The 18,637-nt window shown below is 62.6% G+C and carries 1 protein-coding gene (cut by a window edge); it reads right to left on the bottom strand.

The features are described 5' to 3' along the window. A protein-coding gene (locus E9954_RS22850; protein WP_136081603.1) for an FG-GAP-like repeat-containing protein crosses the window boundary here: on the bottom strand, positions 1-18,637 show its 5' portion. Its footprint begins 734 nt before the window's first position; the window shows 18,637 of its 19,371 coding nt (coding positions 1-18,637); its start codon is at positions 18,635-18,637; the stop codon falls past the left edge of the window.

Genomic DNA, 18,637 nt, shown 5'->3' with positions numbered 1-18,637 from the left:
GGTTCTGGCCAAAGTTATCGATCGCACCGAACATGAATCCGACACAATCCCAATAGGCGTTCTGCTGCACCGGCCCGTCGGTACCGTCGCCATAGTAGTTGACCACAACCGGAATCTGCACTTCCTGGAACGGGGTGAGCCGCGGCAGGTATTCGATCAGCGGCGTAACCGCGCCCCAGTCGAACGACTGCCCTGTAATTTCAACATCGTTCAACTGGATCAGGCCATGGTTCTTGGCCGTCATCGTATAGCGCGCGGTGAAGCCCGGCTCGACATCCTTGAACCGCATGAGCGACGGCGTCAAAATCAGCACCGGCTGCGGCACGTGGGTCTCGAACGTCTGTTCGATCACAATCTCGTAGCGATCGGTGAACGGTACCGGAACCACCGAGAAGTTGACCGTCACGACATTCTTCGTGAGGCGGGTCGAAGCCTCCACCGTCTGGTCGGGAACCACCTCGACGGAACCGGCCTGCGTGGTGTGCCCGGGTGCGGAAACCTGCCAGAACCACAGGCCCTCCTGCAGATCCTCCACGATCACGATGCCGTTGGTGCCGGTCTTCACCGGATCCAGCTCCGTGCCGAGCAGGCTATTGCGCAGGCGCATCGTGGCGCCCGGCACCGGAATGCTCAGCGTGTTCTGCACGAACATCTGCACGTCGCCCTTGTCGGCCGAGCTGACCGTCGCATACAACGGTACGTTGAACTCGGCAGTGTGGTTGGTTCCGCTCACCACCATCACGTCGCTGTAGCGCTGCATGACGATGCCTTCCGGCGGCGCAAAGACCACATCGAACGTATTCGAGGCACCCACCGGCATATCCGGCAGATGGTATGTGCCGTCGTCATCGAGCACCAGCGAGGGATACATCCAATCAATCGTTGCGGGCGGCGCCATCTTCACGCCGGTGTAGTCGCGCACGCCGCGGTTGACCAGCGTCACGGTACGCGTAACCAGGTTGTTGCGGTCGACGGTCACATCCACATAGCCGGATGCCGGTTCAACCACATCCACGATCGGCACGGCTTCGAGCAACGTCAGATAACCCGTAAAGGTGTCCGCCGCGCCCTGCACCGCCGAGGCGAAGCGGATTTCCACCACGGCTTCGTCCGGTGCATCGAGGGCCGTCTGCAGTTCGACCGGCACCACCAGGCGCGAATTGGCGTCAACCGTTGTTTTAGTCATGTTCGGCGTGGCCGTCACGGTGGCGATCGGAATCTGGTTGGTGCCGTCCATGCGGTAGGCGTCCACCGTCGCGTCCATGCCTTCGAGCGGCACCGCGCCCGGATTGAGCAGGGTCAGGCTGAACTGGTAGGTATCGTTCTTCGACATGCGGATATCGCCGTAGCGCGGCAGCACATACATGCGGAAGATTCCGATGGTGGTCTGGTCGAGGCGGTCGACCACGTCCGGGTGGGCCGCCCAAATGGCCAGCTCGCCGCTAATGCCATCGGGCACGTCGTATGTGAAACCATAGTCCCCCGCCCCGTCGGTCGTCACATCCTCGAACCAACGGTAGTCGCCGATCGCGAAGCCAAGGTGCAGGTCGGTGTCCGGCAGCGGCGCGTCGTCGGAACGGCGCAGCGCCTGGCCGGTGATGAAGATCTGGTCGTCGTTGGCATAGTTGGCCTTGTCGGTCATCGACGTGCCGTAGTATTCGGAAAGGGTTAGGCTAAACGTATCCGTGCCGCTGATCGGCCCGGAGGTTTGCTCGTCCGCCGTCGCAATCCGGTGGAAGATGGTCTCCACGCCGCCCTCGACCGTCAGCGTGCCGCCATCCGCAAGCCCGACCGGAACCAGCACGTCCTCGATCCAGGCATCCACATGCGCACCCGGGGCAACGGTCACATAGCCGCGCCCGTCGGGGGCCAGCACCATGCCCGGGGCCGAACCGCGGTATTCGCCGCGCGAAACCTCCACGCCCAGATCGTTCTGGAGCGAGATATACACATCGCCCGGCTGAGCGCCGTTGGCCTTCATCAGCACCACATCCATGTCGGCGAAGCCGAGGTTGAATATGCGGACCTTGAAGTTTTGAAGCGCGCCGGCAATCGGCGTGTTGGTGACCGTGACGCTGACTTCGGGGCCATCGGCCAACGCATCGTCGAAGGAGAACAGCCGCTGATAAAGCACTTCCGCACCGGAAGCATCCGGCGTCTGCACCAGGCGCACGCGGACGCTCTGCGCCGCCGCGTCGTCCATCGCGGCCATTGTAACCTGTGCCGCCAGCGAGCTGCCCGCCGGCACGGAGCTGGTTACGGTGGCGGAAATCGTCGTGGCCGGCGCGGCGCCATAGGTGCGGCGCAGCTCGACGGTTTCGAGCGGGAAGGCCTCGGCCAGCGTTTGGTTGTCCACCGACACTTCGTAGGCATCGAAATAGTGCAGCAGCGGAAGGTCGGCGCCGGCCTCGTTCACGGCCAAGTCCATATCAAGGCGGTAGACATCCGCCAAGCGGCCCGGCCCCTCCTGCCCGACGCTATCGACGCTACGGACTTCGTAGCTCACCAGCGAACTGCCCGAATAGCTACTGTCCACATAGCTCGTTGCCGCCAGGACATTGGTGTTGAGCTTCACGCCGTTGCGGTAGAGGTTGACGCCCACGATGGAGGCATCGCCGGTCGTCCAGCCGAGCGCCGGCGGCTGGTCTTCGTACATCAGCACTTCGAAGCTGGCTACCGCGGGCACGAGCATCACGAACTCATGGCTATCGCCGAAAGCTTCATTGCCGAGCCAGTCGGCCGAGGCCACAACATAGTCGGAGGTGCCGCGCGGCGGATAGTCGTTGATCGGTGTCGGCACGTAGGGGCTTCCGATGAGCGTGCCGTTGCGGTAGGCGTTGTAGCGCACCGGCGACTCGCCCTCGGCCGGGGCATCCCAGGTCAGCTGCACGCCCGAGGCCTGCAATTGCACCACGGTGTTGCTCGGCGCGTTCGGCGGGGTGCGGTCGGAAACTTCCGTGTAGACCTGGCTAAAGGAGCTTTCCGCGCCGCGGCGGCTGGCCGTGACCGCATAGCGGTACTGCCCGTCGGCCGGCGGAAGATCCGCAATGCCGTTGCTGACGATGCCGGAGGCCACCTCGACCGTCGGAACACCGGTGTCGCCCGGAATGCGGTAGAGGCTGTAGGTTTCGGCGTTGGAGACCGGATACCAAACCAGGTTCACATAGCCACCCTTCACCGGAACCGGGTTGAGCAGGTTCGGCGCGGCCGGCGGGGTCGGGTATGCCGTGTCGTAGATTTCCAGTTTTTCGCCGGAGGTGATCGCCATGCCGACATTGTCGAGCGCGTCGGAAACGAGGAGATTGAAGTCGCAGAAGACCGTCCCGCTCACATTCCCAGGCGAGAGCGTTGCAATACCGCTCCAGTTGGTTCCGCTCCCGGTCATGGCCACGTTAATGGTTGCCCCGGCGGGCGGATCAAGCTCGACCTGCGGAACCGTACCGGGTTTCGGCGGTTCGGAGAGTTCCAGGTTCACCACCACAGTGGTGTTGCTTAGCAGCTGCACCGGCGCAACCGGTAGCGTTTCGATGGAACCCGAGGGCGGGGTGGTGTCGATCACCAGATCTACGCCGATGGGAGCCGCGCTGAATTCGTTGCCATGGATATCGGAGGCCGAAACGCGCACCTGCGCCAGGCCGGAGGGCGTCAGCGCGGTTATGTTGAAGTCGCCCTCGAACGTGTTCGCTGCGGTGTTCGAGACCACCAGCATCGTCGGGCCGCTGGCACCGTAGGGAAGGATCAGCAGGTCGGGCGCGCCCGAGAGCGGCTCGTCGGACGAGAGCACGATGCCCAACGCGCCAGGGCCGACCGGCGACGACTGGTCGTAGCCAATGGTGAACGACGGGGGCGTCGTATCGTACTCGACCGAAACCACGTTGGAGAGATCGCCGGCATTGCCCGCTCCGTCGTAGCCAACGACGCCGAAATAGTAGGTGCCATCCGCCAGGCCATCCACCGGATAGTTCATGCCATAGACGACCGTACCGGTGGCCGAGGCCTCCGCAACACTTGCGAACGGCGCGTCGTGCCAGAACACCTGGAAGCTCGTGGCCTTTTCGCCCGTTGCTGGATAGTTCCACTCCAGGCTAATGCCATCGGTCACGCTAAAGGAGGCCGGCTGCATTTCGAGTGTTGCCGGCGAGCCGGTATCGCGCACCACCCGACGCGCTGCCGAAATCGCAGAACCCAGGGCATCGAATGCATCGGCAACCAGGTTGTTGTTGCCCTCGAGCAGATCGACAGTCAGCGCAAAGTCGCCGTTGATGTCGGCGGTCGTTTCGCCGGCAAACGCGGCGTTGCGCATGAGGCGGACGCCGATGAAGGGCTCGGCCGTGCCGCTGACCGCCACGGTCGGGTCAGCCGTCACGAAGCCCGGTGCGGGCGAGGTGAGCGAAGGAACCGGCGGCGGTTCGTGCGCGATCGTCACATTGGCTTCGCTCACGGTGAACGCGCCGTGTGTGTCGCGCGCCAGGAACTTGACGCGATGGATGCCGACCGCGTCTTCGCGGATATCCCACAGCACGTTCATCGCGGCCGCGTTGCTGGAGGCCACGAGGATACCGTCGACATAGAACTCGACCGATGCAACGCCCAGCGCCGAGCTGGCCGCGCAATGGACGATCATCGGGCGCCCGACCACCTGGCCTTCGGCGAGGTTGAACTGCGCGATCGACGGGCCATCGGTCACATAGGTAAGCGGTAGTACGATCGGCGCATTGGTTTCGCCGTTGACGTTGCGGTATTGGACATAAAGCGTCTTGCTGCCGCCGCCTTCGGAGAGCATCACGGTGTTGCTCGAAACAAAGTCCTCGAAGAAGACGCCACTGAAGGTGGAATCCTCGCTGACGCGCATCGACTCGGCAACGCGGCAGGCATATTTCATCGACACCTCGCGCGAGCCGACATCGGGATTACCGTCGTAGGTATCGGCGGCGGGTGTCAGCAGCGGCTCGGTGGTCAGGAACGGGGCATAGTCCACACTGCCGGCAATCCCGGCAAGCACTTCGGCATTGTTGGTGGAGCCCCACCAGATGCCGGGTGCGGACATGGTGTTCACGCCGTTGGCAAATGCGTTGGTGTCGTTGTTGACCACGATGGAGTTGCCGAGCGCCAATTCGCTGTTGCCGGACATTTGCAGACCAACCGCATTGAACTGCGCCAACAGGTTCGAGGTGGCCAGAAGCGCAGCGCCATCGAGCGACAAACCGGTGGGTGCATTGAACAGCACGGAGAGGGCGTCGGCCGCCGGCTCGCAGCCATCGATCTGCAATCCTTCGCCATACATCGTCCAGACATGCGTCAGTTCGGAAGCGCCCGCATCCGGGCCCAGGTAGAGGCCCGACCAGTCGCCCGGAGCCGGCGATGCTTCCGCGGAAGTCAGGACTATCGGATCGAAGACGGTGCCAAGGGCGCTCAACGTCCCCTCTTCCACCCGCAGGCCGGTGCCGGCCTGGAAGCGCAGCGTTACGCCGGGCTCGATGGTGAGCGTGGCGTTGCTGACCACGACCATGTCGCGATAGATATCGTAGGCGGCGGCCTGTGCCCCGCCGGTGCCGATTACGAGCGGCGCCGCAATAAAGCCGCCGAACGGGTCTTTCCAGAGCACGGTCGAGACGGCGGGATTGTATTGGCCCAAACGGTTATAGCCGACGACCGCGAAATAGTGGTCGACACTGCGATCGAGACCTTCGATGCGGATCGACTTTTGGTCGGGCCCCAGCGAGGTGTGGGCCATCAGCGCCGAAACGTCGGAGAAGTCGGTCTGCTGCCAGAAGACATCGTAGCCTTCGAGGCCGAACAGGCCGGTGGTGTCGTAGCCCGTCCATGAAAGGTCAACACTGTCCGCACCCACCGGTGTGGCCACGACCGCCACCGGCGGCGGCAGCACGCTGTCCACCCGTGCATAGAGGCCGGTCACCGCCGGGTCGCGGTTACCTGCCACATCAACCGCCGCAACGCCGAGGTAGTAGTCGGTGTCGAGCTGGATGCCGCCGATGAGGCCGCTGCTGGCGCCGGCGCCGACATAGTTGACCGGCGGTAGGCCGACCACACTATTGAAGGTGCTCGTCGAGCGGTAGAGGCGGAAGCCAGCCAAATCGGATGGCGGTGCGTAGCCAGCCCACGAAAGGGTAAAGGAGGTGGCATTGGAAGATGCTACGATGAAGTCCGGGTTATCCGGCGGCGTGGCATTGACCTCGACCATCGCGGCATTGGTTTCAACAATCACCGCGCCGTAGAGGTCGGTCGCCAGCGAGACCAGCACGCCATAGTCGCCGTCGTCGCCGGCACTGAACGAGATCGGCTCCAGGCTGAAGGTATCGTTTTCGGTGTAGGTGGTTTGCCATACGCCATTGCTCGAAGCGATGAAGGTTAGGCCGGGCGCGGCTTCGTTGGTGAAGACCACCAGCGGATCAACACCGGGTTCCATCGAGCGGTCGAACACGACGTCTACCAGGAAGTTGGTGGTGGCCGGAACCGGATCGGCCTTGCTGCGGCTGACCGACTTCACCTGCGGATCCAGCGGCTGGCCGGTATATTCGGCCACCACGTGCATGTTCGAATGCTGCAAGGTGCTGAAGGTGTTTTCGTATTCGTTCGTCCACGCGAGGAACGAACCGTTGAGTTCGAATCGCTGGAAGATGTAGCGGTTCGGCCCGTTGGTCGTCATCTGCGGTGCGGCGAAGGTGGCGGTGGTGCCGTTGGTGTAGAAGCCCGCGCCGGAGACGGAAGCCACGCCGGCAGGATCGGAGGCGGTGGTGACCGTGTGGTACGGATTCAGTTCGTAGAAGTAGGCACTCATTTCGCGGTCGCCGTAGAGCACGTTGGTGACGGTGAGCGACGTGCCGCGGTGCACCGCCCCCTCCTGCCAGTGGTCGAACCCATAGCCCGGATTCGGGTAGGCCCGCAGGATGTTGGTGGTGGCATAATCATACGAACCCGCGCCCGTGACCGCCCCCCCGGCCTGGGGTATGCGCAGCGCAGTGATGGTAAACTGCGGCAAGCCGAAGTTGGCCACGAGGTTGAAGTTGCGCGAGAGCAGGAACGAATAGTTCGTTGAAACGCTACGGAACGCGCCGTATTCCGTCCAGTTGAAGAAGGCGTATGGCAGCACGTTGGTGTTGACGGCGGCGGTGACGGTGACAATGGTGCCGGAGCGGAAATGGCCGGCACCGGAAGCCGAACCGCCCGCCACCGGACTGGCCGCCACGGAAACGTCGTAGTAGTTGTAGACCGGCGCGAGAACCGATTCGCTGTTTTGTTCGGCCGAGGCGTGGCTGGTGGCATCGAACTCGTAGTAGACGTCGCCATGGTCGGTTTCAACCACCACGTTGTGGGCGACCGCAACCGATGTGGTGTACATGACCGAATGCGGCACGACGGCATCGATGGCCAGCGGCCCGGAAACCATGTAGGTCTGGCTGTAAAGTTCGGCGCTGTTGTCCGCCCGCAGGATGCGCAGGCGTTCGGAGACGGAACCGGGCACCGCGATGGAGCCGCGGTTGGCGGTGTTCCATTCAATGGTCAGTACCTGCCCCACTTCGTTGCTGCCGCTCACGGAGAGCCCTTCGACCGTCAGGTCGGGATAGTCGGCCAAGGCCACCGGGAAGGTGGAATCCGAGGCCACGATGTTGTCGCCCTCGAACAGGCGTTCGTCGACCAAGTCGCCGAAGTCGGTGTAGACCACAATGTAGAAGTTGCCGCTGATGCCGTCGGGCAGCGCGACCATCTGCTGGTTGGTGTAGGCCTCGCCCACGTCCAGGTTACCGATATGGCCGAAGGTGCCGAGCGGATAGTCGTCGGAGTCGCCCATCACCTTGTTGCCGGAGAGCACGACGCGGTCGAACCAGTTGCCTTCCACGGTCGATGCGGAACCGATGTTCTCGACGCTGTAGCCGATCAGGACGGAGTCGCCGCTCTCGATGCTGCCGGAAGGCGGGCTGACAGCCGTGATGCTGAGATTGGGGATCACCACGGATGCCGTTGGCAGGACTTCGACATCCAGGATGTAGTCCTTGCCCAGGCCGCCGGTGTTTTCGCCGGAGCGCACCACCACGAAGTAGGTATCGTTCGCCGTCACGCGTACTTCGGCCGAGCCGTCGCCGGTTGCGCCTTCCTCGGCCTGGTAGGCACCAGCCGAATTGTAGACGCTGACGACCGGTACGAGCCCCGAATCGTTCGGGACGCGGACGCCAACGAGGATGGTCTGGTCGTTGGTAACGGTGCCGATGCCGAAGTAGTCGTTGTCGGCCACGTTGCTGACATAGCCGCCGATGCTGCCAACGGTGTTGCTCGGACTGGTGTCCAACGGTATCGCATTCGCCGTTCCGACCGTTCCGTTGTTCTCGGTTTCGAGCAGCAGCGGGTCGCGGGCGGCCAGCACATGGATGCGGTATTCGCCGTAATAGTTGTCGTATGTGCTGACGCGCACATAGTAGGTGCCGTCCGCCGGAATGGTATACGGCGCGGTCTGGCCGCGGTTGTCGTAGTGCGGGCTGATGAATTCGGCCAGCACCGTGTTGTTGGTGTCAACCAAACGGAAGCGCAGGCGGGTATAGGTGCCGCCGAGCATCAGGTCGGCTCCGACGACGACGGTATCGTTGGAAGATGCAAAGAACCCAAAGAGATCTACATCGGAGGAACTCTGCAGGGCACCCCGTGCGCCGCCCCCGCGCAGGTTGACAAGCTCGTTCGTCATCGCGATGGGCGTCGCCGTTGCGGTGGTTCCGTTGTCGCGGTCTTCCAGGCCATAGCCATCGACGGGCTCGACAGTGAAGGAGCGCACATGCGCGGCCGCAAGATTGTTGGCCAGGATGTCCGAAAGCGCGGTGCTGATCGTGAGCCGGATGTCGCCGGGTTGCAGCGGCGCGCCGGAGATGCCCATGGCAATGCTTGAGCCGCCGGAATAGGAACCGGGCACAAGCGTGTAGAATTCATCGTCGCCGTTGCCAAGCACACCGTCGGTACCCGCACCGCGCAGCTCGTAGTGAGCCGGGTTGGTTACCGAGAAAACATCCATCGCCTCGGAGAATCCGATGGTGAACGACGAGATGATCTCGGTGGTTTCCGAGCCATCGTCCGGCAGCGAAACGCTGGTGATTTCCGGCGGGGTGGCATCCGACAGCGTGAGGTCGAGCAGGTATTGCGCATCGAGGCCACGCGTGGAGGCGGCATCGGAGACGCGGGCGTAGAAGTTGCCGTTGGTCGTCGTTGCATGCACCAGGTTGGTGGCGGGCGAAAGCTGCGCCACAAGCCCTTGCGGCCCGTAAATTTCGAGCGAAGCCGAAAGCGTGCTGCTCACGGGCCAATCCAGCCCCAGGTTGATGGTGGTGCCAACGCCGAGGTTGCCGAGCTGGAAGTAGTCGCCGGAAGTGTCGTCGGCGTGGACGAAGCCGGCCATATGCGCGGAGCGGCTGCCCAGCTGGAGCACATAGCTGGGCGCGTCGGCTTCGCCGGTGTTGTTGTTGCTTTCCGATTCAAGCAGGCGCGGCGGTGCCACGGTGGTGATGCGGAAACGGTATTCGCCGTAAAAGTTGTCGTAGGTTTCGACACGCACCAGGTAGCGCCCGCCCATCGGCAGCGTAACCGGCGCGGTCTGGCCGCGGCCATAGTGCGGGGAGACATAGGACAGCAGCTCTTCGTTGTCCGGACGATACACGCGCCAGCGCAGGCGCTGGTAGCTCCCGTACGGAGGAATGTCGGTTGCAATGCACAACTGGTGGCCGGCCTCTCCCTCGAACGTCCAGTAGTCGTAGTCGGAAGAATCGTGCATGTTGCCGCGCGCGCGCTGGGTGCGTACGGCACCGTCGGGCGTGTCGGCGGCCAGCCGATCGGTGAAGTCCGGCGAAAGGATCTGCAGCGAGTCGCCATCATAGTTGATGACCGCCAGCTCGAGGCCGGGTTGCGAATCGAACTGCCCGGCGAGCACCTTGACGGGGCGGTCGCCGCAGGCCGAGACCTGCGGGGCGGCGAATCCGCCGAAGCCGTCGCCGAAGAGGATGCCGACCGAGTCGGAGTTTTCGTAGGCCACCAGCAGGTCGAGCACGGTGTCGCCATCGACATCCTGGCCGCTGAGCCACGGGGCATCGCCCACCCAGCTGTTTTGCGCAGGTTCGAACACCCCGCCGCCTGCCCCCATCAGCACGCTGACGGTGTCGGCATTCCAGTTGCCGACCGCCAGATCGATCTTGCCGTCGAGGTTGAAATCCTCGGCCAGCACCCGGCGCGGCTCGTCGCCTGCGGGAAGGTTGGTGATTGCCCCCAGGACTCCCCCGCCCTGGCCCCAAAGGATCGCAACCACATCGGTGTAGCGGATCGCCGCGGCAACATCGTTGGTGCCGTCCTGGTTCAAGTCGGCAATGGCCACTCCATAGACTTGGTTTCCGGCATAGGTTGTCGTTACGGCGCCGAAGGTGCCGTCGCCGTTGTCGAGCATGACGCCCACGGTGTCGCCATCGTGGTTGGCCACCACGAGATCGTTGGTGAAGCCGTCGCCGTCGAGGTCGCCGAGCGCCAGGTGGGTCGCCCCGTTGCCGCAGTAGAAGGAGGCGGAATTGGAGAAGTTTCCGGAACCGTCGCCCAGCAGGACGGAAACGGTGTCGGCCAGCTGATTGCCCACGACGAGATCGGGATTACCGTCCGCATCCAGATCGGCGGACAGGATGGCGTGCGGGCCGTCGCCGACGGCGAGGGTGGTGGCGGTGGCGAAGGAGGCGTCGCCGTTGCCGAGGAAGACGGAAACGGAGTCGGATGCATAGTTGGCCACGGCGAGATCGAGATTTGCATCCGCATCGAAGAATCCGGAGACCATGTCGAGCGGCTCGGTGCCGGTGGCATAGGTCTGCGCAACGGAGAAGGTGCCGTCGAGCAGGTTGGTGGCGAAAAGGTTCAGGCTGTCGGCCTCGGCGCCAGAGTCGTTGCTGCGCGATTCGTAGAGATAGCCTTCGACCCCGACGATGCGGAAGATATTGGTGTAGGCCTGCAAGGCGGTTCCGCTGCGGTCGGTCACACTGGTGCCTGCCACGAAGCGGATCCAGCCGGGTTGCAGCGGGCCGTCGGCGACCGTGAACGAGGCGGTCAGCCCGGCGGTGTAGGCAATGGAGAGCGCATAGGGTTCATCGTCGCCGGTACCGAACAGTTCGTCCGCACCGGCCGAGAGCAGCTCAAAGTTGGCGGCTTCCGTAACGGTCGAGGCTTCCATCTCTTCGGAGAAGGTGACGGTGAAATCGTCGATGATCGTTTCGTTGGGGCTGCCGGCATCCGGCAGGGATTCATCGGTGACGACCGGCATGGTGGAATCGAACGTGGAGAGATGGACGATGTACTGGGTTTTGACATCCTTCGGCCCGTAGGCGGCGCGGACGCGGATATAGTAGGTTCCGCTGCCTTCGGTCACGTAGTAGAGGTTGGTCTGCACATCGTGCGGACTGGGGGCATCCGCCACTAGCGAGGCATCGCCGAAGAGTTCGCCGTGGTTGCCGCTCGAAGAGGCGTCGAGCACGTCGCCGTTGAAGTCCCAATAGCCGACCAGACCGGACTCGTTGCCGACGAGCGGATTGTCGCGTACGGATTCGATTTCGGCCTGCGGAAGCGCGCGGTTCCAAACGCTCATGTCTTCGAGCCAGCCATTGAGCCAGCGTCCGTGGCCGATGCCCATGCGGGCGAACGGATCCATGACGTCCTGCAACGTGGCATTGCTGCGGGAGACGCGCAGCGTGCCGTTGAGATAAAGCTTCATCGAGGTGCCTTCCCAAGTGGCCGCGATGTGCGTCCACTGGTAGGGCGGAATGTTGGCGGAAGAGCTGAAGGTGAGATCCTGGGCGGTTCCCGACGATCCATTGCCCATGCGGTAGTAGAAGGAATCGCTCGTCCATGAAAACAGGGCGATCCAGTCCACCCAGTTTTCGCTGGCGGAGTCGTGGGTTTGCCAGAAACCCCAGTCGTAGGATTCGCGCGGGTAGACCCATCCTTCAACCGTTCCGCTGCGCGGATTGAAGTTGGTGGTGGCATGGCGGACATAGTCGGACGCGCCGTCGAGGTTGAGCACCTGGGTGGTGCCGGTGGTCGTGAGCGGGATGAGGGTGCCGCCTGAATTGACGATCTCCAATTCGGGTTCCATGTTGTGGAACGAAGGGAACTCCAACACGGCCTGGACAACGGTGCCGGAGGCGAGGTTGCCGAGGTTGTAGTAGTCGTAGCCGGTGCTGCGCAAACCGAAGCCCGCAAGACTGGCCTCCTGCCGCCCGGCGCTGAGCGCGAACACGGGCACATTGGCGGAACCTGTGCCGTCGTTGGCTTCCGATTCCGCCTGCAGCGGCGGCTTGGCGATCTGCACGGCAATGTGGTATTCGCCGCGGTAGGAATGGTATTCCCACACCTTGACGGTGTAGCGCCCGGAAACCGGCAGCGTGAGCGGCAAGGACTGCCCCGTACCACCGTCTTCGAGTCCATACCAGGTTCCGAGCTCAATGCCGTCGGGGCGGTAAAGCGTGAACCGCAGGCGGCTGGAATCCGGGTGGTCGGGCAGGCTCAGGGCAACGGTGGCCATGTCGCCGGCCTCGGCGCTGAAGCTCCAGAAGTCCACGTCGGCATCGTCGCGGATGTTGCCTTGGCCAAAGCTGCCGTAGAGGCCGGAGCCCGGCGGGTTTTCGGGAATCGTTTCGCGTTCGTTGCCCAACAGGATGCTGACATTGTGGCTGCCGTAGTTTACGACCGCAAAGTCGGGCATGCCGTCTTCGTTGATATCGCCCATGGCAGCATCGATCGGATTGCTTCCAGCCCCGTATCGGGCAGAGACGAACGAGCCATCGTCCAGCTGCTCCATGACGGCCAGCTGGTTTCCATAATACAGGGCAATGGCAAAATCGAGGAGGCCGTCGCCGGTGAGGTCGGCCGCAGGCATATCGCCCCACGGGGCATCGCCGGTATACCAACCGCCCATGTTGGTGAAGGTTCCGCCGCCAAGTCCGCGGAAGAAGACGGTGTTGTCGCTGCTCAGGTTGGCCATCAGGATGTCCTTGACGGCATCGCCATCCACATCGGCAATCAACGGGCTGCGCGGGGCGTCGCCGGAATATTGGCTGACCGCCGCCTGCAAGGTGCCGTCGCCGTTGCCGAGGAGTATGGCCATCGTGTCGGAGTTGTTGTTGGCCACCACCACATCGTTGGTGCCGTCGCCATCGAGGTCGTCCACGGCCACACCGAACGGGGCGTCGCCGCAGGGTTGCAGGACGATGGGAGCAAAACTGCCGTCGCCGTTGCCGAGCAGGATGCCGACGTTGTCGGAATATTCGTTGCAGACGACCAGGTCGAGGGTGCCGTCGTTGTCCATGTCCGCAATCGAGAGATCGCGGGGATAGGTGCCGGTATTATGGTTGGTAAAGACGGCAAAACCACCTGCGCCATCACCCAGCAGGATGGAGGCATTGCCAGAATAGTAATTGAGCACGACCAAATCCATGTGGGCGTCGCCATTGAGCAGGCCGGCTTCGATGCCCACCGGGCCGCTTCCGGTTGCCATATTGGTGGAAAAGTTGAAGGTGCCGTCGCCGTTGCCCAGCAGCACGCTGATGCCGCCTGCGGAATGGTCGGCGGTGGCGATGTCGAGATGGGCGTCGGAGTTGAGGTTGGTCAACACAAGCGCATAGGGATAGGCGCCCACAGCCACCGTACCGGCGCCGACGAACGAGCCGTCGTGGTCGCCGGAAACCGTGGTTCCAAGCGAGGTTGCAGCGGCGATCGAACCGTTATCGCGGCTTTCCAGATGGAAGCCAACCGGCTCGGCTACAGAGAAGGTGCGTACGTGGTCGGCGGCCATCGGCGCGCCGGCGCGGTCGAGCAGCCCGGTGGTGGCAGTGAAGCGCACGGCGCCGGATTGCAACGGGCCGTCGGAAATAATGAAGAAGGCCTCCAGACCGGTGGAATAGGTGGGCACGAGCGTGTAGATTTCGTCGTCGCCCGTATCGAGCGTGCCATCGGGGCCGGCGGAGCGTAGTTCATAGTTGGCCGTGTTGTTGACGGAATCCGCATCCATCTCCTCGGAGAAGGTGAGGGTGAAGCGGTCGGTTACGGCGGGAGAGTCGGCGCCCTCGCCCGGGAGGGAGTTCATGGCAATGAACGGCGCAACGTCGTCCAGCAGGGAAATATCGAGGATGTACTGGTGGCTCAGGTCGCCCTGCGCAAGCGCATCGCGCACGCGGATGTGGTAGACGCCGCTGGTGGTGGTGGTGTATTGGAAGTTGGTGGGCCATGCCGTGGATTCGGTGCGGTCGGATTCGACGATATCGACGTTGCCGAAAAGCGCGAGGTCGTTTGCGTTGGCCGTCAGGTCGTCGGCGGTGTTCCCCTCGAAATTCCAATAGCTGACCAGGCCGGATTCGTTGCCGGCCAAGACCGAATCCATGGTGGCCTGGATTTCGGCCTGGCTGCGGACGATGTTCCACATCCTTAGCTCATCGAGTTCGCCGAGGAACGACTGGCTGGTCGCAAAACCGCCGCCCAAGTTATCTTGATCCTGCCCCACAACGAAGGCACCGTTCTGAATCATATTGTAGGCCAGACGATGGTTTCCGTTGGAGAAGACCATTTCGCCGTTTTTATAAAGCAGGCTGGTTCCTGTGACGCTATCCCACGTCCAGGCAATATGATTCCAACGGTCGTTGTTGGAGCCGATGCCGGAGGTGGTCTCCGTGCCACCAACCGCCAGGCGGAAGTTGCGGTAGTTGATCATCAGGATTTCGTTGTATTGCCCGCTGCGGGCGTAGGAAACGGGAGTTCCATCCTTTGAAGTATCGGAGGTCTTCATCCAGAATTCGGTGGTGAAGGCGGAGGTCGGGAAGTTGGTGGCGGGATTGACGATGCCATAGTCGGCCGCTGTTCCGCCAAGGTGCAGTACGAGGTTGGAGGTGAAGGCCACGAGATCGCTGTCGGCATCAAACATGCCGAGCTCCGGTTGCAACGGACTGTGGGACGGCTGGGAGAGCGATACGTTGACGACGGTGCCGGAGGTGAGGTTGCCGAGGCTGTAGTAGTCGCCGGCGGTATCCACGGTGTCGATGCAGCCGGCCACGGTCGCGTCGAGCTGGCCGCCGCCCACCGGATCGAAGGTCAGGAGGTCGGCCGCGCCGATGCTGTTGTTGCCTTCGCTTTCCATCTGCATCGATGCGGGCACCATGGCCACGCGGATGCGGTATTCGCTCCAATAGTTGTACCAATGCCGCACGAGCATGGTGTAGCGCCCGGACGACGGGAGCGTAATGGGAGGCGATTGCCCGTAGCCGCTGCTGGCGGTATAGTATCCAGCGAGCACCGTGCCTTCGGGCGACACCAGCTCGTAGTAGTGCCCGCTGCTGCCCGGGTTGCCGGGGACCTCGACCGCCATGCGCACCTTGTCGCCGGCCTCGCCGCTGAAGGCCCAATAGTCGTAGTCGGCGGAGTTGTAGCGGTTGCCGCGCCCGAAGCCGGTGCGCAGCCCGCCGCCGGCGGGATCCTCGGGCAGGAGGATGAGCGGGTTGGCAACATAGCTGTAGACCTGGTCATAGTAGGGGTTGAGCACGGCCAAATCGTCCAGCCCGTCGCCGTTGAGATCGTTGACCGCGATCGAGTGCGGATAGTAGTTGATGGTGTGCTGGTAGCTGGAGAACGCGAATGTGCCGTCGCCCTGGTTGATGAAGAAGTTGAGTCGATATCCGTCGTACGAGGCCGTGGCGATATCCTTGAAGCCATCGGAATCGAGATCGATCAGTTCGATGTCCACCGGGCCGTTGCAACCGGGATAGTTCGTGGCGGCGGCGAAGGTGCCGTCGCCGTTGCCCTTCAGTACGCTCACGTTGTCGGAATAATAGTTGCCCACAACCAGATCCAGCTTGCTATCGTTGTCGGTGTCGCCCACCACAAGGCAGCGCGGGCCGTCGCCGACCGGATAGGTGGCGGCGGCGGCGAGGGTGCCATCGCCGTTATTGAGGAAGACCGAAAGGTTGTCGACGGGGAAGTTGGCGACAACCACATCGAGGTCGGTGTCGCCATTGAGGTGGGCGAGCGAAAGCTCATGCGGATTGGTGCCGGTGGCAAGGTTGGTGGACGTTGCAAATGCGCCGGTTCCGTCGCCAAAATGAATGGTAAGCTGGTGGGTATCGTGGCTGACCACCGCCAAATCGACATGGGTGTCTCCATTGATGTCGCCGGCCTTGACGTCGAAGGGGCGGTTGGGCGTTGGAATGGTCACGGGCGCCGCAAAGGTGCCGCCGGGCTGGCCGAGGTATACCCCAATATTGTGGGAATATTCGTTGGCCACGGCGAGGTCCAAGAAGGCGTCGGCGTTGAAGTGGCCGAGCACGGCCTGGCGCGGATTGCTGCCGGAGGCCATGTTGGTGGCCGCGCCGAAGGTTCCGTCACCGTTGCCGCCGAGAATGGTGACGGTGTGGGAATTGTAGTTGCAGGTGATCAAATCGGGGTTCAGGTCGCCGTCGAGGTCGGCCGAGATGACGTCGACCGGGTTGTCGCCAACGGCTATGGTTTGCACGTGCGCAACCGAACCATCGGCCAGATTAGTGGCCGCCGCCAGCGGCGTGGCCGTGGCGATCGAGCCGTTGTTGCGGTTTTCGTGGATGTAGAGGTCGATGTTTTCAAGGCGGAACTCGTGGACATAGGGTGCTGCCATGGGATTGCCGACGCGGTCGGTCAGGTTGGTGGTGGCGGTGAGGCGGATGTTCCGGTCGGGCTGCAGCGGCCCGTCGGTGATGTAGAGGGAGGCGGAGAGGGTGCTGGCGGAATAGGTCGGCGAAACCGTGTAGACCTCGTCGTTGCCATTGCCGAAGATATCGTCGCCGCCGTCGGAGACTAAAATCCACGAAGCGGAATCGGTGACGGTGGAGACGTCCATGTATTCGGAAAAGTTAACGGTGAAGCGATCGACGATGACCGTGTTGGTGGAACCCTCCAGCGGGAGGGTGTCGGCAGTGATTTCGGGTTCGCCGGAGTCGAGCACTGTCAAGTCGAGCACGTATTGCGAAAGCAGGTCGGTGTCGGGCGTGTTGATCTTGAGGTAGTGCGTGGTGTTCGAGACAACATCGTAGACGAAAAGCGGTGTGTTGGTGGAATGGAGTACGCCGCCGCCGGAGGCCTGCACCTCGATGTTGACATTGCCGGAATTGAGCTGGCTACTTTCGGGGAAGCGCAGGTTGACCGACATCGCGTTGCCGCCGGAAAGGTGGCCAAGGTTGAGATAGTCGTCGTTCCCGAACAGCGCGCCCGCCGAGGCATCCTTGAGCGAGCTGCCATCCACCGTCCACACAAACGTGTCGGCCTCCCCTTGGCTGTTGTTGTTCTCGGTTTCGAGGCGCCGGCCGCGGCCGACATCGAGGCGCAGTTGGTAGCCCACCGGTGGTTGGACGTCATACTGGGGGAACACCTGCAGGTAGTAGGTGCCGGGCGTTGAAACGGTGTAGGTTTGGAAATAGGTGGTGGAGGTCGTCCTGGACTGTTCGTACAACACAACGGCTCCGGAGGCGTTGAGCAGCCGGAGGTAGGGAGAGGTGCCGGCGCGGTCCATCACGGTCCAGGCGGTGATTACATCGCCGGCCTCGGCATCGAATGTCCAATAGTCGTAGTCGCTCCCGCCCGAAAAACTGCCCAGCGCCACGGCGGAGTGGAAGCCACTTCCGGCAGGGGTTTCCAGGAGCGGGTTAAGGCTGTCGGCAGTACCCAGGCTACCGTTGTCGAGATCCTCGACCAGGCGGTTGGCGGTTTCGACGAGCTCGAAAAAGTTCGTATAGGCAACCACCGGGCCGGTGGCGCTGTCCTGCAGGTTGGTGGTGGTGACGAAGCGGTAGTTGCCAGGTTGTAGCGGCGCGTTGTTCCCAATCGAAAGCGTGACAGTCTTGCCTCCGCTGAAGGAAGGCGCAAGGGAGTAGAGCGCGTCGTCGGGCGTGTCGAAGGAGCCATCCAGCCCAGCCCCGCGCAAATCATAGTTGGCGGGGGTGGTGGCGGAGGCTTCGGAAAGGTTGCGAATGGCCGTAACCGAGAACCAGTCGATCGACTCGGTGACGGTTCCATCTGGCAGCGAGGTGGTGTCGATATACGAAGGCGACAAGGTTTCGATCGAAATGTTGTCGATGCCCCACGACTCGTCGCCTATCCCCGACAATCCGGTTCCATAGAACGAAATCGGCACTATGTTGGATGGTGCCAAAAACACGACTTCCACATTGCGGTAGACCGAATCGTTCCAACCGGAGAAGCCATAGCTGGCCGGCCCAAGATCCGGCGGATCGGGATAGGTTTGGCTACTGGCGTTGTAGTGGAAGGAATGGTTGAAATAGTTGGAGCTTGCCACGTCCACATTGAACCGGTCGGCGCCCCCGTCCCATGAGTCCATGATGTAGAGATCAAAAAAGGCACTGTATGCAGTGCCTTGAACAAGATTGCTAACCATGAGCGTTTGATTGTGGGTGCTGAACCGGCCACTGAAGGTGGTGAAGGGGTTCGGAACCGAACTTTCGAGCGTGGCCAAAGACCACCCGGGCCCGATGCCCGATTCAAAATCGTTGGTATAGAGGGTGTCTCCGGCAACCCTGCCTCCTGAAAAGAAAAGGCATATGCCCAAGTACGCCACGCACGACGGTTTACTGACACGCAAGTTCAT

The organism is Pontiella desulfatans (assembly GCF_900890425.1).
Classification (GTDB): domain Bacteria; phylum Verrucomicrobiota; class Kiritimatiellia; order Kiritimatiellales; family Pontiellaceae; genus Pontiella; species Pontiella desulfatans.
This window is presented reverse-complemented; position numbering and strand designations above follow the sequence as displayed.